This window comes from Mycobacterium neumannii (genome assembly GCF_002245615.1).
Lineage (GTDB): Bacteria > Actinomycetota > Actinomycetes > Mycobacteriales > Mycobacteriaceae > Mycobacterium > Mycobacterium neumannii_A.
In genome coordinates, this window is record NZ_NKCO01000016.1 from 110,427 (window position 1) to 129,283 (window position 18,857).

An 18,857-nucleotide genomic window follows, 5' to 3' on the forward strand; every position below is an offset into this window, starting at 1 on the left:
AGCCACTCGACCCGCACGCCCCTGCGCGGAGCAGGGCCCAACGGTAGCGAGCCGCTTCGGAGGGTTCGTGTGGTCGGCGCGCGAAATCAGCCCACCTTCGGGAGCAGCTAGGGCAGGCTGGCGTGATGACGGAAGCCACCGACCTGGTCGATGCGGTGGTCGACCTGAGCCAGGTGTTGGCACGGACGACATTTCCGCTACCTGCGCCGTCGGCGTGGCCGGCCGAGCGTGACCGCCGCGAGCTGGCCGGGCAGCTGGCCGACTATCTGATTCCTCGGTTGCGCAGTATCGACGCCCCGCTGCTGGCGGTCGTCGGTGGCTCCACGGGCGCCGGGAAGTCGACGCTGATCAACTCATTGGTCGGTGTCGATGTGAGCCCGGCAGGTGTGCTGCGGCCAACCACCCGGGGGCCGGTGATCGTGTGCCATCCGACAGACCTGATGTGGTTCACCGACAATCGGATCCTGCCGCAGTTGCCGCGCTCGTCGGGGCCCGATGGCCTGCGGTTGGCGACAAATACGGGTATCGGCCCCGGGCTCGCGCTGCTCGACGCTCCGGATATCGACAGCGTGGTGAGCACGAACCGGGAGCTCGCGGCCACTCTGCTGGCCGCCGCCGACCTGTGGATCTTCCTGACCACCGCGGCCCGCTACGCCGACGCGGTGCCTTGGCAGCTGCTGCACACAGCGCGGGACCGGGGGACGGCGATCGCCATCGTGCTCGACCGCTGCCCGCCGGAAGCGGTGAGGGACATCGGTGCGCACCTGTCGGACATGCTCGCAGCCAATGGGTTGGGAGGCGCGCCGCTGTTCGTTATCGTCGAGCAGTCGTTACGAGGCGGGCTGTTGCGGGAGAAGGCGATCGCCCCAATCCGCTCGTGGCTGGCGAGCCTGACCGCGGATGCGGAGCAGCGTGCCGCGGTGGTCCGCTACACCTTGGACGGGGCACTCCGCAGCCTCGCGCCTCGGGCATACGCGTTGGCCGAGGCGGCCGATGAGCAGGCCGCGGTGCGCAAGCAGCTGGAGTCGTGTGTGTCTTCGTCCTATGCGGGCGCGCTGGCGCGGGTGGAAGAGGCGATCCGCGATGGCGCGTTGCTGCGCGGCGAGGTGCTGGCTCGCTGGCAGGACGTCGTCGGAACCGGCGAATTCCTGCGCAAACTGGAGTCGCGCGTCGGCCGAATCCGCGACCGGGTGGTGGCCGCGGTTAGCGGGCGGCCCACCCCCGTCGAGGAACTGGGTTCAGCATTGGAGTCCGGCATCGCGACGGTTGTTCAGGCCGCAGTGGAGGATGCCACCGAGACGGCGTACGGCTGCTGGGCCCGGCACCAGGCCGGAGCAAGCCTGCTGACCGACGCATTGGCCCGTCCCGCTGCCGGGCTGGCCGAGGCCGTGGAGCGGATGGTCCGCGACTGGCAGGAGTTTGTGCTCGAACTTGTGCGTACGGAGGGCGCGTCGAAGCGGACGGGGGCACGACTGGCCTCCTACGGCGTCAATGGTGCGGGACTGGTGGTCATGTTGGCGGTGTTCAGCCAGACGGCCGGGCTGACCGGCGCGGAGATAGCGGTGGCGGGCGGCACGACGGTGGCCAGCCAGAAGGTCCTCGAGGCGATCTTCGGCGAGCAAGCGGTCCGCGGCTTGGCCCGGCGGGCCCGCGAGGAGCTGCTGGTCCGCGTCGACGGGCTGTTGCACCAGGACGCCGCTCGGTACGACGAGGTGCTCGGGGCGGCGTCGGCGATGATCTCCGGTGACCAGTTGCGAGTGGCCGCCGATCGCATGGCGGCGGTGCTGCGGTGACGCTGACCGATCGCCTGGCGGCGTTGTCGGCGATCACCGCGCTGGGGGACGGTCGCCTTCCTGACGAGCTGCTCGCCGAACTGCGAGGCCTGGACCAGCGTGCCGGAACTCGGTTACGGCTGTCGGGTGAGAACACCGTGGTTGCGTTGGCCGGCGCGACCGGCAGCGGGAAGTCGTCGTTGTTCAACGCCATCGTCGGCGCGCCTCTGGCAGTGGTCGGCGTACGCCGACCGACGACGTCGGCCACCCAGGCCGTTGTGTTCGGGCGTTCGGGCGCAACGGAACTGTTGGATTGGTTGGAGATCGGGACTCGGCAGTACAGCGACGCGTCGGCGGCCCCGGAGTTGTCCGGCCTGGTGCTGCTCGACCTGCCGGATCACGACTCCACCGAGTTGTCCCATCGGGCCGAGGTGGACCGGCTGGTGCGCCTTGTCGACGCCTTTGTCTGGGTGCTCGATCCGCAGAAGTACGCAGACGCGGTGCTACACGACTCCTATCTGCGACCGCTGGCCGCGCACCGAGATGTGATGGCGGTAGTGCTCAACCAGTCCGACCGGCTCTCGTCTTCCGATGTGGACGCGTGTGTGCGCGACCTCCACCGGCTGCTGGCCGACGACGGGTTGGCCGGGGTGCCCGTGCTGGCGACGTCGGCGGTCACACCCGACTGGGTGGCCCCCCTGCACGACTTCTTGGCCGCCACCGTGGCCGACCATCGAGCCCGGACCGCGCGGGTCAGCGCGGATCTGGATGCGACAGCCGCCCGCGTTGCCCCGCTGATACCGCAGCGGCGTTCCGATCCCGCGCTGCGCGACGGCGGACGACGGCTGCAGAGCGCGCTGGCGGCGGCGGCCGGTGTTCCCACCGTCGTGGCCGCGGTCGGCCGGGCCTATGATCGACGCGGGTTGGCCGCGGTCGGTTGGCCGCCGCTGCGCTGGCTGGCCAAAGTACGACCAGATCCGTTGCGGCGGTTAGGAATAAGTCAGCCCGACGGGCATGACGAAGTACTTCGTCGCACGTCGTTACCCTCGGCATCTGCGGCCTCGCGCGCGGCAGTTGACACCGCCGTCCGCTCGCTGGCCGACGTCGCGTCGACTGGGCTGCCGGCACCGTGGCCTCGTAAAATGTTGGAGGCAGCCAAGTCTCGGACGGCAGACGTGCCCGATGCGCTCGACAGAGTCGTCGGCGGAACCAACCTCGGCCTGGACCGTGCGCCGCGGTGGTGGGCGTTGGTCGGCGTGTTCCAGTGGGCGTTGCTCGCCGCGGCGGTTGTGGGCGGAGCGTCACTCGGGGTGATCGCCGTGTTGGCCTACCTGCAGATCGATGTCGAGGCCCCGTCACTCGGACCATTCGCCTGGCCCACAGTGCTTGTCGTCGGCGGACTCGCCCTCGGCCTGGCGCTGCGGGTGATCATTCGGCCCTTCGTTGCGGTGGGCGCGGCGCGACGCAGACGACGGGCGGCAGCGGAACTGCGGCGGCGGGTGGACGCGGTGGGAGACGAGCTCATCCTGGCACCGCTGCGGGCGGAACTGGCCGTTTACGAGCAACTTTCGGCGGCTGTCCACCGGCTCGGCCGTGGCTGAGGCGCCCCCAACTACGCGCAAACCATGGTGATGCCCTCACGCCGTCGGCCGCCAGAATCCCTGGAAGCCCTGTCCGGCGTTCGTCGTCCGGATCGGCGACAACTTCACCGGGTCGCCGGCCTCGATCATCTGGCCGTTGCCGACCACCATCGCCACGTGGCCGTCCCACACCGCGAGGTCACCAGGCCTCAGGTCGCCCGGCGACACGGGCGCGCCGACATCCTGTTCCTGCGCCAACCGTGGCAGGGCCAAACCGGCTTCGGAGTAGGCCCACTGCGTCAGGCCGCTGCAGTCCAGGCCGACGCCCGGTGTGGTGCCGCCCCAGTCGTACGGCACCCCCAGTTGGGTCAGGGCATACCTGACGGCGCTCGCGGCCGTCGCGTTCGGTGCGGTCGCGGTGCTGCCGTCGGGTAACCGCACCGCCACGCCGTCGCCGAAGGTCGCCGCGTCCGGGGTCGGAGCATCGGGGCGGGACAACTCGGCGACGTCGCGCACCAGCGAGGCCAGCCCCGCCGGGTTCGCACCGAACCCGCCTGAAGGCGAACCCAGCCCTCCGGCGCCGGTCGGCAGTCCCGCACCACCAACGCCGAATCCCGATGACGGCACCGTCGGGGCGGTGAACCCCGCGGGCGCGGTCGGCGCCGGCCCGGCAGCCGGCGCAGGCGGCGGGGTGGGAAGACCTGCGGCATGCCCGTCCAGTTCGGCGCGCAATTCCTCGACGACCGCCAGGGCCTCTTCTAGTGATCGCCGCGCCTCGGCGACCAGCTCCTCCGTCAGCCCCGGCGAGTCGGGGAACGGCTCGAGCGCGGCCGCCCGCGCCTCGAAAGCGTCCACGATGTCGCTCAGGCGCTCACGAGCCCGCGCCACCGCGGCGCCGGCCGCCTCAGCCGCCGAGCCGAGCCGCCCCACCCGCTGCGCGAGCTCGTCGGTTTGTGCGACGGCGGCGGTGAACACGCCCGCGGCAGCATCAGCACCCGCGCCCGCCCAGTGCTGCGCCGCGCGGCCCCACGCCTGGCCGACTGACGCCGACACCTCCCTCAGTGCGTTGTGCACATCGCGCAGTGCGGTCGTGAGCTCGGCACCCGAGCCCGAGCCGACCAGCGACTGGACGTCCCGCAGAGGCGCCGCCAGCCCGGCGACCAACGCATTGGGCATCGTCAGACGCCAAGTACCCGGGCGCCCGCGCGGTCGTCGGCGTCGTCATAGGCGAGCGCCGTCCGGTATGCGGCCTCACCGCTCGCCGACGCGTGATCGCGCAGCGAAGCCACCATGCGGGCCTCACGCTCGACGGCGGCGGCCAGCGCCGCGAGGAACGGCCGACCGACGGGTCCGAATGCAGCAGCGGATGTGGTGAGGGCGGCGAGCTTCGAGGCGATGGCCGACAGTTCGTCGGCATGCGCGGCGGTGGTCGCGGCCAATGCCCGGACCGCGTCGGTGTCAGCGTGCATATGGAGTAGGACGCGGCGCGGCGACCCTCGGTTCCCGCTATGGTCGCCCCATGGATGTGCGCGTGGTCGATCACCCGCTGGCGGCCGCGCGACTGACCACTCTGCGCGACGAGAACACCAACAACGCCGCCTTCCGGGCGGCACTGCGCGATCTCACGCTGATGCTGGTGTACGAGGCCACCCGCGACGCCGCGGTCGAAACCGTGCCGGTGCGCACCCCCCTCACCGAGACGACCGGCTGCCGACTGGCCAATCCGCCGCTGCTCGTGCCGGTGTTACGCGCCGGCCTCGGCATGGTGGACCAGGCGCACGCGCTGATACCCGAGGCGCGCGTCGGCTTCGTCGGCGTGGCACGCAACGAGGAAACGCATCAGCCGACACCGTATTTGGAGTCCCTGCCCGAGGATTTGAGCACGCAGCCGGTGATCGTGCTGGACCCGATGCTCGCGACGGGCGGATCGATGGTGCACACCGTCGAACTGCTGTATTCGCGCGGGGCCGTTGACATCACGGCGGTCTGCGTCGTCGTGGCCCCCGAAGGCCTTGCCGCACTGGGGAAGGCGGCTCCGAACATCCGGCTGGTCACCGCGACGATCGACGAATGCCTCAACGACATCGCCTACATCGTGCCGGGTCTCGGCGACGCGGGGGACCGTCAGTTCGGTCCACGTTGACGCCTGGCATTCACCAACGCGTGGCGACTTCCCGCAACTCGTCCTGCAGGCGCCGAGCGCGATCCTGGGCCCCTGCCGGATCGTCGACGTCGCTACAGCGAACCTCGATGTAGGACTTCACCTTCGGTTCGGTACCGGAGGGACGCACGACGATGCGCACCGAGACGTCGTCGTCGCCTCCGGACATGACCAATGCGTCGGTGCCCTCTTCGGGCAGCAGGTCGGTGACGGTCACGTCGTATCCGGCGATGCTCTCGGGTGGCGTCTCCCGCAGACGTTTCATCACCTCGGCGGTCTCGTGGGTGTCCTCGACGAGTCGCGACACCGCGGTCGTGGTGTGCACACCGTGGCGGCGGGCCAGGTCCTCGAGTGCATCGAGCAGTGTGTGCCCGCGGTCGCGCAGCGCGACGATCAGATCGCAGATCAACACCGCCGCGCTGATGCCGTCCTTGTCCCGGACCGCGGACGGATCGACGCAGTGCCCGATCGCTTCTTCATAGGCGTACACCAGCGTGCTGCCGGGCAGGTCGACGTCGGCTCGGGACAGCCACTTGAAGCCGGTGGGCGTCTCGACGTGCTGTGCACCGTGCTCGCGCGCGATCGCCGCGAGCATGCGCGACGACACTAGGGTGCTGGCCACGACCGTCGTCTCCATGACCGGTCCCGGCTCGATCTGCGAGAGGATGTAATCGCCGAGCAGCCAACCCGTTTCGTCGCCGGAGAGCATCCGCCACCCATCGGACGTGGGAACGCCGACCGCACATCGGTCGGCGTCGGGGTCCAGTGCTATTGCGACTTCTGCGTCGACGTCGCCGGCCAATCTCAGGACCGCTTCGACCGCCTCGGGCTCTTCGGGGTTGGCGGTGGAGACGGTGGGGAAGTCGGGGTCGGGTGCGAACTGCTCGTCGACGACGTGCACGTCAGGCAGTCCGGCGCGCACGAACGCGTCGAGCGCGAACTCCCCACCCACACCGTGCAGCGGGGTGAACGCAATGCGGACCGCTCCGTGTGTGTGCCGGACATTCGCGGCGCGTTCGACATAGCGCTGTACTTCGTCGACGCCGCCCGGGGTGACCTCCTGCCGGGGGATCTCGTCGGCGTGCGGTGCCTCGGCCATGGCCGCCTCGATCTCGCGGTCGGTGGGCGAGTTGATCGGGAAGCCGCCGCCGAAGAACACCTTGAAACCGTTATCGGACGGCGGATTGTGCGAGGCCGTGATCTGGATACCCGCCGCCGCGGGGCGATGGCGCACCGCGAACGCGAGGGTCGGCGTGGGCACGGCGGTGAAGAACAGGGTCACGGGAAAGCCCTGCGCAGCAAGCACTTCGGCGGCCGCCAGCGCGAAGTCGTCGGACCCGTGCCGGGCGTCGCGCCCGACGATAACGTCCTGGCCGGCCAAGCCCCGGTCCTTGAGCACCTTGGCCACAGCCCAGCTGGCCCGCAGCACGACGGCGAGGTTCATCCCGCCGGGGCCACCGCGCAACGGCCCGCGCAGACCGGCGGTGCCGAACGTCAAGGGGTGTGCGAACAGCTGCTCGAGCTCTTCATCGGAACACTCCGAGAGCTCGGCGGCGGTCTTGGGATCCGGGTCATGAGAGATCCACTCCTGCGCAGTACTTGTGGCCGGCGACGCAGTCATGCGGTTAGTGTGCCCAGTTTCACGGCCGCATATTCCGGCGATTTCGACCTCAGAGCCGGGCGATGACCGCCGCCAGCAGGGTGCCCATCCGCGTCGCCGACTGACGGCCGGCCTCCAACACCTCTTCGTGGTTGAGCGGCTGCCCGGTCATGCCCGCCGCGAGGTTCGTGACCAGCGAGACTCCGAGCACCTGCGCGCCGGCTTCGCGGGCGGCGATGGTCTCGTGCACGGTCGACATTCCGACGAGGTCGGCGCCCACGGTGCGCAGCATCCGGATCTCGGCGGGCGTCTCGTACTGCGGCCCCGGCAGGCCGGCGTAGACGCCGTCGACCAGCGTCGGGTCGATCTCCCTGGCGAGCTCGCGCAGGCGCGGGGCGTACGCGTCGACCATGTTGACGAACCGGGCACCCACCAGCGGTGACCGTCCGGTCAGGTTGAGGTGGTCGCTGATCAGCACCGGCTGTCCGACGGCGAAGTCCTCGCGCAACCCACCCGCGGCGTTGGTCAACACGATCGTGTGCACTCCGGAAGCGCAGGCGGCGCGGACCGGATGCACGACGTGGCGCAGGTCGTGGCCCTCGTAGGGGTGGATGCGGCCCACGAAGACCAGCACTCGGTGATCGGCGATGCGCATCGACAACACCTGGCCGCCGTGTCCCTCGGCCGTCGGTGGCGCGAACCCCGGCAACTCCGCGACCGGCACCACGGCGACCGGATCGCCCAGCCGTTCCACCGCAGGCGCCCACCCCGAACCGAGCACGACGGCGACGTCGTGACGGTCGACGCCGGTGCGCTCGGCCAGCGCTACGGCCGACTCGACGGCCACTGCCTGGGCATAGGTCACAGTGGGCGAGCTTATCTGTCGGACCCGGCGCCCGGCCGCAGTGAGATACTGCCAAGATGCCAGCACCCACCGCGTCGGACGTCGTCGAGGACGCCGTCCGCCGACGCCGTGACGACCTGGTCGAACTTTCGCATTCCATCCACGCCGAGCCCGAACTCGCGTTCGCCGAACACCGCAGCTGCGCCAAGACCCAGACGCTGGTCGCTGAGTACGGATTCGAGGTGACACGGGCGCCCGCAGGGCTCGAGACGGCGTTTCGCGCCGAATACGGCAGCGGGCCGCTCGTCGTCGGCATCTGTGCCGAGTACGACGCGCTGCCCGTTATCGGGCACGCCTGTGGGCACAACATCATTGCGGCCTCAGCCGTCGGCGCCGCCTTGGCCTTGGCAGACGTGGCCGACCGGCTGGGTTTGACGGTGGTGCTTCTCGGAACGCCTGCCGAGGAGGCGGGCGGCGGGAAGGTGCTGATGCTGAACGCAGGCACGTTCGACGACGTCGCCGCCTCGGTGATGCTGCACCCCGGTCCGCTCGACATCGCGGCCGCGCGGTCGCTGGCACTGTCGCAGGTCGCGGTCCGGTACGAGGGCAGGGAAGCCCACGCCGCCGTGGCGCCGTACCTCGGCATCAACGCCGCCGACGCGATCACCGTCGCGCAGGTGGCGATCGGGCTGCTGCGCCAGCAGATGGCGCCGGGCCAGATGGCGCACGGCATCGTCACCGACGGTGGCCAGGCCACCAACGTCATCCCGGCGCGCGCCGAGATGCAGTACACGATGCGGGCCAACGACGCCGCCTCGTTGCATGAACTCGAACAGCGGATGGCGGACTGCTTCCTGGCCGGGGCGGTGGCCACCGGGTGCGGACACGACGTCGCCGAGACCGAGCCCAGCTACCACGAACTGACGCCGGACACCTGGCTGGCCGAGACGTTCCGCACCGAGATGCAGCGGATGGGCCGTGAGCCGGTTTCCCCGGAACTGGAGGCGGCGTTGCCGCTGGGCAGCACCGATATGGGCAACGTCACGCAGATGATGCCCGGAATCCACCCGATCGTGGGCATCGACGCGGGCGGTGCGTCGGTACACCAGCCCGCGTTCACCGCGGCCGCGGCGAGCCCGAGCGCCGACAAGGCGGTCGTCGAGGGCGCGGTCATGCTGGCCCGCACGGTTGTGCGGTTGGCCGAGACACCCCACGAACGCGACCGGGTGCTGGAACTGCAAGCGAGGCGGGCATCATGAGCGTGCTGCCCCACGCCGCCGCCCGGTGGCTGTCGGCCCACTTCGACGATCTCGTCGAGTGGCGCCGCCACATCCACATGCATCCGGAGTTGGGGCGCCAGGAGTTCGCGACCACGCAGTTCGTCGCATCCCGGCTGGCCGACGCGGGCCTGAACCCGAAGGTGCTGCCCGGTGGCACCGGCTTGACGTGCGACTTCGGGCCCGAGCACGGGCCGCGGATCGCTTTGCGTGCCGATATGGACGCGTTGCCGATGGCCGACCGCACCGGCGCGCCCTACGCGTCGCTGGTGCCGGGCGTCTCGCACGCCTGCGGGCACGACGCGCACACCGCGATCCTGCTGGGCGCGGCGCTGGCGCTGGCGTCGGTGCCCGAACTTCCCGTCGGGGTGCGGCTGATCTTCCAGGCCGCCGAGGAGCTGATGCCGGGCGGCGCGATCGACGCGATCGCCGCGGGCGCGCTGTCGGGGGTGTCGCGGATCTTCGCGTTGCACTGTGACCCGCGGCTGGCAGTCGGAAAGGTGGCGATGCGGCCCGGCCCCATCACGTCGGCCGCCGATCAGCTCGAGGTGACGTTGCATTCGCCCGGCGGTCACACCTCGCGACCGCATCTCACCGGCGACCTCGTCTACGGGCTCGGCACGTTGATCACCGGCGTGCCTGGCGTGCTGTCGCGTCGCATCGATCCGCGCAACAGCACCGTGATGGTGTGGGGTGCGGTGAACGCGGGCGTCGCCGCGAACGCGATCCCGCAGACGGGGACGTTGGCGGGCACCATCCGGACCGCGAGCCGCGACACCTGGGAAACACTCGAAGCGATTGTGCGGGAGATCATTTCGTCTTTGTTGGCGCCGCTGCACGTTGAGCACACGGTGCAGTACCGTCGCGGTGTGCCGCCGGTGGTCAACGAGGAGATCTCGACACGCATTCTCACCCATGCGATCGAGGCGATCGGTCCCGACGTGCTGGCCGACACCCGGCAGTCCGGTGGCGGCGAGGATTTCTCGTGGTACCTGGAGGAAGTGCCGGGGGCCATGGCCCGGCTGGGTGTGTGGACGGGTCGAGGACCCCAGTTGGATTTGCATCAGCCGACGTTCGACCTCGACGAGCGCGCGCTCGCGGTGGGCGTGCGGGTGCTCGTCAACATCATCGACCACGCCGCCGCGTTCTAGGCCCTGCCCTCTGCCCCGCGAGCGACCGTGCCTGCCCCGCGACACGCCGCTATGAGCGGACAGTAAGCGGTCGCTCGCGGCGGTTGATTGTCCCCAAAGCGCGCTTCATCCACATTCGCGTGCGACACCCGCGGCCGATGAGCGTTCGTCGTTGACGATCGGCGGGTGAACCCGAAGTTGCTGCGACTCTTCAGCGCCCAGGCAGGACTGGCGTCCAGCGGCCAGATTCTGCAGCACATGACCAGACGGAGTTTCGAGGCGGCGCTCGAAACCGGTCCGCTGCAACGACTTTGGACGGGTGTCTACTGCCTCGACGAACCCGACGACATGTTGCGGTTGCGGGGACTGGACTTCCGCTGCGGAAGGCCGGTCGCGGCGTGCCTGCATACGGCCGCGGCGTTGTACGGCTTCGATACCGAGGAGCCGGCCGACCTCCACGTGCTCAGCCCGGCGGGCTCACGGTTGCGGTCGAGCGACGGCTTGGTCGTTCATCGTCGTGAGGGTGCGCCGCTGGGTGTCGTCGGCGGCAGACCGGCAACGACGCCGGCGTGGACCGCCGTGGAAGTCGCCCGCTCCCAACGCCGCCCGAGGGCACTGGCCACCTTGGACGCGGCTCTGCGCAGCGGCACCTGCGATCGGACCGAGTTGTGGCGCGCCGCGGTCGCCCAGGCGGGGCGGCGCGGCATCGTCGCCGTGCGGGAGTTGATCGCCCTGGCCGACGCGCGTTCGGAGTCGCCGATGGAGAGCGAAGCGCGCCTCGCGATGATCGACGGTGGCCTGCCGACAGCCGAGCTTCAATACCGGGTCGTCGACGGTAACGGCGAGCTGCGGCGCCTGGACTTCGCGTGGCCCGACGTGCACGTAGCCGTCGAGTACGACGGCGTCGATTGGCACAGCGACCCCGAGGCCATGCGGCGTGACCGCAGGCGGAGTGCAGCGCTGCTCGACGTCGGCTGGACGGTGATTGCGATCGTTTTCGACGACGTCCGCCACCGGCAGTGGCAGTTGGTCGACCGCATCGACAGACAGCTTCGGCGCGCTCGCGCGGCGTGAGCGACCGCGAATTGTCCGCGAAGTACGGCGTGTCGCGGGACAAACACGGTCGCTCGCGGCACTGGGATTAGGAGCCCGGGCCGATGTTGAGTGCGGGTCGGGTCCGCAGATGGTGCACGTATTCGGCTGGCGCGCCTGCGATTTCGGCGGCGTCGGCCATCACGCCGAGATAGCGCGCCGACGGCAAACCACCCTCCCACGCGTCCACCACGTACAGCCAGGCGAGCACGGGCTCGAAGTCGGTGTCCGACGAGATGCGATGCACCCGGCAGCGGATCTTCTTGTGGAACCCGAGTTCCGAGCCTTCCCAGCGATCCAGGTTGGACTCGTCGTCCTTGGTCATGTCGTAGAGCACGACGAAGACCTTCGACGTCGGATCCTCGACGACGGTGGCGAGCGCACCCTCCCAGCCGATGTCCGCCCCGCCGAACGTCAGACGCCAGCCGTACAGCCAGCCCGTTCCCGCCATCGGAGAATGAGGTGCGCGCTGCAACATCTGCTCCGGATGCATGTTCGATCCGTAAGCGGCATAGAGCGGCACCAGGAAAGACTAAGGGTTCGCGCGCCGCGCGGGCGATCAACCTCCCGCTTCGTTAGGTTGGGGACGTGGCAACCCGCATCGTGATCATCGGCGGCGGGCCCGCCGGCTATGAGGCCGCACTGGTCGCCGCGGCCCGTGGACCCGAAGTTGCCGAGGTCACCGTCATCGACTCCGACGGCATCGGCGGCGCCTGCGTGCTGTGGGACTGTGTCCCGTCGAAGACGTTCATCGCGTCCACCGGTGTGCGCACCGAACTGCGTCGGGCCCCCGACCTCGGGTATGCGCTGGAGTTCTCCGACGCCGAGATCGCGCTGTCCAAGCTCAACGAGCGGGTCAAGACGCTGGCCGCCGCGCAGTCCGCCGACATCGCCGAACGGCTGCGCAACGACGGCGTCACGCTGATCGCCGGCCGCGGTGAACTGGTCGACGACATGGCGGGGATGGCGACCCACACGGTCAAGGTGACCGAGCACGACGGCACCGTCAGCACGATCAAGGCCGACGTCGTGCTGATCGCCACCGGCGCCAGCCCCCGCGTGCTGCCCGGCGCCGAACCCGACGGCGAACGCATCCTCAACTGGCGCCAGCTCTACGACCTCGACGAACTGCCCGAACACCTCGTCGTCGTCGGCTCCGGTGTCACCGGCGCGGAGTTCGTCAACGCCTACACCGAACTCGGGGTCAAGGTGACGGTGGTCGCCAGCCGCGACCAGATCCTGCCGCACGAGGACTCCGACGCCGCCGCCGTGCTCGAGGACGCGCTGAGCGATCGCGGTGTGACGTTGGTCAAGAACGCGCGCGCCCAGTCGGTCACGCGCAACGGCTCCGGCGTGCTGGTCACGATGACCGACGGGCGCACCGTGGAGGGCAGCCACGCGTTGATGACGGTCGGGTCGGTGCCCAACACCAGCGGCCTTGGCCTCGAACGGGTGGGCATCGAGCTCGGTGAGGGCGACTATCTGAAGGTCGACCGGGTGTCGCGCACGGGGGTGCCCGGCATCTACGCCGCCGGTGACTGCACGGGCCTGATGCTGCTGGCGTCGGTGGCCGCCATGCAGGGCCGCATCGCGATGTACCACGTGCTGGGCGAGGGGCTCGAACCGATCCGGTTGCGGACGGTCGCCGCGGCGGTGTTCACCCGGCCCGAGATCGCCGCGGTGGGGGTGCCGCAGTCCAGAATCGACGACGGATCGGTGGCGGCGCGAACGATCACGCTGCCGCTCAACACCAACGCCCGCGCCAAGATGTCGAGCCTGCGGCGCGGTTTCGTCAAGATCTTCTGCCGCCCGGCGACCGGAGTGGTGATCGGCGGTGTGGTGGTCGCGCCGATCGCATCGGAGCTGATCATGCCGATCGCGCTGGCCGTGCAGAACGGCAACGACGTCGAGGATCTGGCGCAGACGTTCTCGGTCTACCCGTCGCTGTCCGGGTCGATCACCGAAGCAGGCCGCCGCCTGATGGCGCACGACGATCTGGACTGAGTCCACGTAGCCTGGACGGGCGAGCGTACCCACGAGTAACTAGGAGCCAATCCGGTGAGTGACCCGATCCCGGCGAACGGGCAGACGCTTCTGGGTCCCCAGCAACGGGCCGAGGCCTGGGAGCGGCTCGGCAGCGAGCAGTTCGATGCCGTCGTGATCGGCGGGGGAGTCGTCGGGGCCGGTGCGGCACTGGATGCGGCCACGCGCGGTCTGAAGGTCGCGCTTGTCGAGGCGCGCGACTTCGCGTCGGGCACCTCGAGCCGCTCGTCGAAGATGTTCCACGGCGGACTGCGTTATCTCGAGCAGTTGGAGTTCGGGTTGGTGCGCGAGGCGTTGCACGAACGCGAACTGTCGCTGACGACGTTGGCGCCGCATCTGGTCAAACCGCTGCCGTTTCTGTTTCCGCTGACCAATCGGTGGTGGGAGCGTCCGTACGTCGCGGCGGGCATCTTCCTCTACGACCAGTTGGGCGGCGCGAAATCGGTCCCGGCGCAAAAGCATCTGACGAAGTCCGGAGCGCTGCGGCTGGCACCGGGACTCAAGCGGTCGTCGTTGATCGGCGGCATCCGGTATTACGACACGGTGGTCGACGACGCACGCCACACGATGACGGTGGCGCGCACGGCCGCGCACTACGGCGCCGTGGTGCGGACCTCGACACAGGTGGTCGCGTTGCTGCGGGAGGGTGACCGCGTCACCGGCGTGGAGGTCCGCGACTCCGAGAACGGCGCCGTGACCGAGGTGCACGGGCACGTCGTCGTGAACGCCACCGGCGTGTGGACCGACGAGATCCAGGCATTGTCCAAGCAGCGCGGGCGATTTCGGGTGCGCGCCTCCAAGGGCGTGCACATCGTGGTGCCGCGCGACCGGATCGTCAGCGAGGTGGCGATCATTCTGCGCACCGAGAAGTCGGTGCTGTTCGTGATTCCGTGGGGCACGCACTGGATCATCGGGACCACCGACACCGACTGGAATCTGGACCTGGCGCACCCCGCGGCCACCAAGGTCGACATCGACTACCTCCTCGAAACCGTCAACACGGTGTTGGCGACGCCGCTGACCCACGACGACATCGACGGCGTATACGCCGGGCTGCGGCCGCTGCTGGCCGGCGAGAGCGAGGAGACCTCGAAGCTGTCGCGTGAGCATGCCGTCGCGGTGCCCGCCCCGGGATTGGTCGCGATCGCCGGCGGCAAGTACACGACCTATCGGGTGATGGGTGAGGACGCCATCGACGCTGCGGCCGAGTACATCCCGGCGCGGGTGGCGCGCTCGATCACCGAAAAGGTTCCCCTGATGGGCGCCGACGGCTACTTCGCCTTGATCAACCAGACCCAAAGCGTCGGAAAGCATTACGACCTGCATCCGTACCGGGTTCGCCACCTGTTGGACCGGTACGGCTCGCTGATCGGCGAGGTGCTGCAGATGGCCGAGGGCAATCCAGAACTGCTGACCCCCATCACCGAGGCGCCCGTCTACCTGAAGGTCGAGGCTTTCTACGCCGCGGCCGCCGAGGGTGCGTTGCATCTGGAGGACATCCTGGCCCGGCGGATGCGGATCTCGATCGAGTACCCGCACCGCGGCGTGGACTGCGCGCGCGAGGTCGCCGAAGTGGTTGCGCCAGTGCTGGGTTGGAGCGACGAGGACATCGACCGCGAGGTCAACACCTACCTGGCGCGGGTGGATGCGGAGATCCGCTCGCAGCAGGAACCCGACGACGAGTGCGCCGATGAGTTACGGGCGGCGGCGCCGGAAGCGCGCGCCGAGATCCTCGAACCCGTTCCGCTCAATTGAGGCGCAGGCGTTGAGGCGCCCGGCGCCGCTGCCCGTGCGGGACGGGTTGGGTCCGGCACGGGTGCGGTTGCGTGGCGGCGCGGTCCTGGTCGAGCTGGCCGACCGGTTCGGTGAGGCGGCCGCGGCCAAAGTGCTTGCGGGGGAGGTGGTGACCGCCGACGGCGACGTCGTGACCGCGGGGACCGTACTGCCGCCCGGTGCGTTCGTGTACCTGTACCGCGAACTGCGCGAAGAGGTTCCGGTGCCGTTCGACATCCCCGTCCTGCACCGCGACGACGACATCGTGGTGGTCGACAAACCGCACTTCCTGGCGACGATGCCGCGCGGTCGCCACGTTGCGCAGACGGCGCTGGTGCGGCTGCGCCGCGAACTGGACCTGCCGGAGTTGTCGCCGGCGCATCGCCTGGACCGGTTGACTGCCGGCGTGCTGCTGTTCACGACGCGTCGTGAGGTGCGCGCGACATATCAGACCATGTTCGCGCGCGGTGGGGTGCGCAAGACGTATCTCGCGCGGGCCGCAAAAGATCCGGCGCTGGAGTTCCCACTCGTAGTGCGCAACCGGATCGTCAAGCGGCGCGGACAGTTACAGGCGGTGGAGGAGCCGGGCGAGCCGAACGCCGAGACGCTGGTCGACCATCTCGGCGACGGGCTGTACCGGTTGATGCCGCGGACCGGAAGGACGCATCAGCTTCGGGTGCACATGGCCTCGCTGGGTCTGCCGATCGTCAACGATCCGCTATATCCCGAGGTGACCGACGTCGCGCCGGAAGACTTTTCGCGCCCGCTGCAGCTTCTGGCACAACGCCTCGAGTTCACCGACCCGCTGAGCGGAGGTCAGTGCGACTTCGTCAGCACCCGGACCTTGTGACTCAGCGACGCTCGACCGGCTCGTCGACCTTTGCCCCCGCGGCGATCACGGCGCGGTTGCGTTCGGCGACCGTCCGCAGCGACATCTTGACCAGCCAGCGGTCGTAGGTCATGTACCCGTTGACCTCGTTCTCGACGTCGGTGGTCTGGGTGTAGATGGCGCCGGACAGGCCGCCCTTTCGGACCTCGTCCTCGAGGTCGCGGCTCACCTGGACGTAGCGCTCGGTCAATCGTGCTCGGCTGTCGGTCATTTCGTAGGCCTGCGGCCTGCCGGGCCAGCGGTTGCCGTGGGGGATCAGCCCGAGGCCGCCGTACTCGCCGTTCACCACCACCCGGTGCTCCAGCGGAATTGGACGGTTGCCGAGCATCGTGCGCTCGTCGCGCGGGGTGGCCGGGTTGTCGTGCAGGACCGGGCGGCCGGGGCCGACGTAGGTGTGGTCGTCGTACACATCGCCGGCCCTGCTGTCGGGCCGCGACTTGCAACAGTTCACCCCGCTGTTGGCGTTCACCATCCGGGTCGGGTCGGCGGCCTTGGCCACGCCTGCGATCCGCGCGGTGTCGAACTCGCCCCACCCTTCGTTGAAGGGGACCCAGCCGACGATCGAAGTGACGCTTCGCAGCTGATCGATCATCTCGACGAGTTCACGTTCGAAGTTGACCTTCGCCGCAGGCGACGGATCCGGTGCGGGACCGACCGGGACGTCGAGGGACACGTCCAGCGACGGCATGTCCTGCCACACCAGCAGCCCGAGCTTGTCCGTCCAGTGATACCAGCGCGCCGGTTCCACCTTCGCGTGCTTACGCACGAAATTCATGCCGAGCGCCTTGGTGCGTTCGAGGTCGAACCTCAGCGCGTCGTCGGTGGGAGCGGTGAAGATGCCGTCGGGCCAGTAGCCCTGGTCCAGCGGGCCGTGCAGGAACGTGATCTTGTCGTTCAACGCGATTCGCGGACGGCCCTGCGGGTCTCTGACCGTGCTGATGGTGCGCAGACCGCCGTAGCTGGCGACCTCGTCGACGACTTTGCCTTCGGGCGTGACCAGTCGCACCTGCAGGTCGTAGAGGTACGGGTCGTCCGGTGTCCACAGGCGTGGGTCCGGAACCTGGACGCGCACCGGCTTACCCGGTTCCCCGTAGTTGCGGGCCAACGTCGGACCGTCGGGAGCCGACACGATAACCTCGGCGCGTTCGTCGGTCGTCCCCGTGGAGCGCGTTGTGACGGTGAAACCCTTTAAATCCGCTGTGATGTCGAGCTTCTCAACGTGGGCGGCGCGCACGGGTTCCATCCACACCGTCTGCCAGATGCCGGACGCGCCGGTGTAGAAGAGACCCTCAGGATCGTTGCGCTGCTTGCCGACGGCGAACGGTGCGGCTTCGTTGCGGTCCTCGGCGCGCACGACGATCTCCTGGGTGCCCGACCAGCGCAGCGCGTCGGTGATGTCGGCGCTGAACGCGGTGAATCCGCCTTCGTGGTGGGCGACACGCTTGTTGTTGACCCACACCGTCGCGGTCTGGTCGACCGCGCCGAAGTGCAGCAGTACCCGCTGTCCGCGCCAGGTGCCCGGCACCTGAAAGTTCTTGCGGTACCACATCTGGTCGTCATGACGCTTGATCCCCGACAGCGCCGACTCCGTGGGGTAGGGGACCAGGATCTTCTCGTCGAACTCCTTGGCCGACGGCGGCGTCGTCACCGCGGTGCGCTGTGATCGGCCGGTGTAGGCCCAGACCCCGTTCAGGTTCAGCCAGCGCGCCCGCGCCATCTGTGGACGGGGATACTCCGGAAGGGCGTTGTTGGGTCCGACTAGATGCGTCCACGGCGTCGACAGCGGCGGGCTCTGCCGCTGCCACGCCTCGGCCGCGTTCGCCGGGGCCGCGCAGATCGCGAAACCCGCCGCCAAGGCCAGCGGTACGGCCGCCATCCGGCTGAGTATCTTGCGCACACGGTGCCGGTTGTTCGACAGCTCGGTGTTCACGGCCACGACTGCTAGTCCCCCCTGCTGGAAACCATCGACGGAAATGCGGTTCGGGTGCTGCGCACCGGACGCCATAGCAAACCTAGTCAGGAAGCAGGCCGCGAGGAATCAGGTGTTTCCCTATGCTTTGCATCGGCATGGACGAACCAACCGGTTCGTGCAGGTATCGCGCACCGATCGTAGAAACGATCAAGCTCGCGTGAGTGCGTGAGAGTTGGTGTGCCACACCATAAGTGCAAAGTCAAGACGCGTGTCTAGCCTAGCATCGATCCATCGCCGGTGCCACGGGTCGCGCGTCTGAGCGCTGCCTTCCGGACCGAGTGTGTCTCGTCGCTGCGCTGAGGCCGGACGCCAAGATATAGCAAATAGTGAATAGGTGAGCTAGATGTACGGCTGGTGATCCTGTTCGGAGCCGGATGCGGCCACCATACAGGAAGGAATGGTTCGGGCATCGCAGTAGACATCGAAGACGCTGAGGGGTTCGTTACGGCGACTCGCCGATCGCGCATTCGGCCCCCTGACGCGTGCGTCACTGCCACAATCGGGTCGGGCGACGGCGCTTGGCACGTCGCCGGAGGGAGGAGATGTGCGCAAGGTAGTGCTGTGCGCTGCTGCGGCCTTGTTCGCCGGGGGATTGGTGACCGTGAACCCGCCGAGCGCCGAGGCGACGCTCTGCGGTTCGGTCGGCGGCAGGTTCGTCGATGTGACCGGCTGCGCGGACCCGCTTTCGTATCTCAACGAGTTGCCGCCACCGCCTCCTCCGCCG

At 69.1% G+C, this 18,857-nt stretch carries 15 protein-coding genes and 1 pseudogene; 10 read left to right on the forward strand and 6 right to left on the reverse strand.

Annotation, left to right across the window (positions count from 1 at the left end; genetic code table 11):
• Window positions 1–125: 125 nt before the first annotated feature.
• On the forward strand, window positions 126–1,793 hold the full coding sequence (locus CEX88_RS18255) for a dynamin family protein (RefSeq protein ID WP_094294546.1): 1,668 nt from the start codon (window positions 126–128) through the stop codon (window positions 1,791–1,793).
• Window positions 1,790–3,373 carry a GTPase gene (locus CEX88_RS18260; protein WP_094294547.1) on the forward strand — a complete coding sequence of 528 codons (1,584 nt, stop codon included), beginning with the start codon at window positions 1,790–1,792 and terminating at the stop codon, window positions 3,371–3,373. Before CEX88_RS18255 ends, CEX88_RS18260 begins: the two co-directional genes overlap by 4 nt.
• 36 nt (window positions 3,374–3,409) lie before the next feature.
• Here CEX88_RS18260 and CEX88_RS18265 read toward each other — a convergent pair whose 3' ends face one another.
• On the reverse strand, window positions 3,410–4,528 hold the full coding sequence (locus tag CEX88_RS18265; protein WP_094294548.1) for a C40 family peptidase: 1,119 nt from the start codon (window positions 4,526–4,528) through the stop codon (window positions 3,410–3,412).
• 2 nt (window positions 4,529–4,530) lie between these two features.
• Window positions 4,531–4,821 carry a type VII secretion target gene (locus tag CEX88_RS18270; protein ID WP_094294549.1) on the reverse strand — a complete coding sequence of 97 codons (291 nt, stop codon included), beginning with the start codon at window positions 4,819–4,821 and terminating at the stop codon, window positions 4,531–4,533.
• 50 nt (window positions 4,822–4,871) lie between these two features.
• On the opposite strand from CEX88_RS18270, the gene upp reads away from it, so the two are divergent.
• Entirely contained in the window at window positions 4,872–5,495 is a 624-nt protein-coding gene (upp, locus tag CEX88_RS18275) for a uracil phosphoribosyltransferase (protein WP_094294550.1), read from the forward strand.
• Between the two features lie 10 nt (window positions 5,496–5,505).
• Here the strand turns inward: upp and CEX88_RS18280 are convergent, their stop codons facing one another.
• Together CEX88_RS18280 and CEX88_RS18285 are read right to left on the reverse strand one after the other, a co-directional pair.
• On the reverse strand, window positions 5,506–7,134 hold the full coding sequence (locus tag CEX88_RS18280) for a phospho-sugar mutase (RefSeq protein ID WP_094294551.1): 1,629 nt from the start codon (window positions 7,132–7,134) through the stop codon (window positions 5,506–5,508).
• A gap of 49 nt (window positions 7,135–7,183) precedes the next feature.
• Window positions 7,184–7,978 (reverse strand): purine-nucleoside phosphorylase, encoded by a 795-nt coding sequence (locus tag CEX88_RS18285; protein ID WP_094294552.1) that lies wholly within the window; start codon window positions 7,976–7,978, stop codon window positions 7,184–7,186.
• Between the two features lie 56 nt (window positions 7,979–8,034).
• On the opposite strand from CEX88_RS18285, the gene CEX88_RS18290 reads away from it, so the two are divergent.
• From CEX88_RS18290 to CEX88_RS18300, 3 genes are all read left to right on the forward strand, one after another.
• Window positions 8,035–9,216, forward strand: a complete 1,182-nt coding sequence (locus tag CEX88_RS18290) for a M20 family metallopeptidase (protein ID WP_094294553.1) — start codon at window positions 8,035–8,037, stop codon at window positions 9,214–9,216.
• Complete coding sequence (locus CEX88_RS18295; protein WP_066849124.1) at window positions 9,213–10,385, forward strand: amidohydrolase; 1,173 nt, start codon at window positions 9,213–9,215, stop codon at window positions 10,383–10,385. Before CEX88_RS18290 ends, CEX88_RS18295 begins: the two co-directional genes overlap by 4 nt.
• 165 nt (window positions 10,386–10,550) lie before the next feature.
• Window positions 10,551–11,438: a type IV toxin-antitoxin system AbiEi family antitoxin gene (locus CEX88_RS18300; protein WP_094294554.1), complete on the forward strand. Its 888-nt coding sequence runs from the start codon at window positions 10,551–10,553 to the stop codon at window positions 11,436–11,438.
• Between the two features lie 67 nt (window positions 11,439–11,505).
• On the opposite strand, the gene CEX88_RS18305 is transcribed toward CEX88_RS18300, so the two are convergent.
• Window positions 11,506–11,979 carry a gamma-glutamylcyclotransferase family protein gene (locus tag CEX88_RS18305; RefSeq protein WP_064394215.1) on the reverse strand — a complete coding sequence of 158 codons (474 nt, stop codon included), beginning with the start codon at window positions 11,977–11,979 and terminating at the stop codon, window positions 11,506–11,508.
• A gap of 65 nt (window positions 11,980–12,044) precedes the next feature.
• On the opposite strand from CEX88_RS18305, the gene CEX88_RS18310 reads away from it, so the two are divergent.
• From CEX88_RS18310 to CEX88_RS18320, 3 genes are read left to right on the forward strand one after another with little or no spacing between them, the layout of a single operon-like run.
• The gene (locus CEX88_RS18310; RefSeq protein ID WP_066849118.1) at window positions 12,045–13,460 is read left to right on the forward strand and encodes an NAD(P)H-quinone dehydrogenase; all 1,416 of its coding nucleotides are present in this window, start codon (window positions 12,045–12,047) and stop codon (window positions 13,458–13,460) included.
• A gap of 54 nt (window positions 13,461–13,514) precedes the next feature.
• Window positions 13,515–15,254, forward strand: coding sequence for a glycerol-3-phosphate dehydrogenase/oxidase (locus CEX88_RS18315; RefSeq protein WP_066849115.1), 1,740 nt, complete (start codon window positions 13,515–13,517; stop codon window positions 15,252–15,254).
• Window positions 15,255–15,264: 10 nt separating this feature from the next.
• Complete coding sequence (locus CEX88_RS18320) at window positions 15,265–16,122, forward strand: pseudouridine synthase (RefSeq protein WP_238382108.1); 858 nt, start codon at window positions 15,265–15,267, stop codon at window positions 16,120–16,122.
• A 1-nt stretch (window position 16,123) separates the two neighbouring features.
• Here CEX88_RS18320 and CEX88_RS18325 read toward each other — a convergent pair whose 3' ends face one another.
• Window positions 16,124–18,037, reverse strand: a complete 1,914-nt coding sequence (locus tag CEX88_RS18325) for a glycoside hydrolase family 2 protein (protein WP_094294567.1) — start codon at window positions 18,035–18,037, stop codon at window positions 16,124–16,126.
• Window positions 18,038–18,677: 640 nt separating this feature from the next.
• Here CEX88_RS18325 and CEX88_RS18330 point away from each other — a divergent pair.
• Window positions 18,678–18,857 (forward strand): annotated as a pseudogene (locus CEX88_RS18330) (RNA-binding protein); the annotation flags it as partial.

What these genes read in the sequence shown, in the direction of transcription:
- CEX88_RS18280 (WP_094294551.1), bottom strand. Translation starts at nt 7,134, where the DNA reads ATGACTGCGTCGCCGGCCACAAGTACTGCGCAGGAGTGGATCTCTCAT.
- CEX88_RS18290 (WP_094294553.1), top strand. Translation starts at nt 8,035, where the DNA reads ATGCCAGCACCCACCGCGTCGGACGTCGTCGAGGACGCCGTCCGCCGA.
- CEX88_RS18295 (WP_066849124.1), top strand. Translation starts at nt 9,213, where the DNA reads ATGAGCGTGCTGCCCCACGCCGCCGCCCGGTGGCTGTCGGCCCACTTC.
- CEX88_RS18325 (WP_094294567.1), bottom strand. Translation starts at nt 18,037, where the DNA reads ATGGCGGCCGTACCGCTGGCCTTGGCGGCGGGTTTCGCGATCTGCGCG.
- CEX88_RS18255 (WP_094294546.1), top strand. Translation starts at nt 126, where the DNA reads ATGACGGAAGCCACCGACCTGGTCGATGCGGTGGTCGACCTGAGCCAG.
- CEX88_RS18265 (WP_094294548.1), bottom strand. Translation starts at nt 4,528, where the DNA reads ATGCCCAATGCGTTGGTCGCCGGGCTGGCGGCGCCTCTGCGGGACGTC.
- CEX88_RS18270 (WP_094294549.1), bottom strand. Translation starts at nt 4,821, where the DNA reads ATGCACGCTGACACCGACGCGGTCCGGGCATTGGCCGCGACCACCGCC.
- upp (WP_094294550.1), top strand. Translation starts at nt 4,872, where the DNA reads ATGGATGTGCGCGTGGTCGATCACCCGCTGGCGGCCGCGCGACTGACC.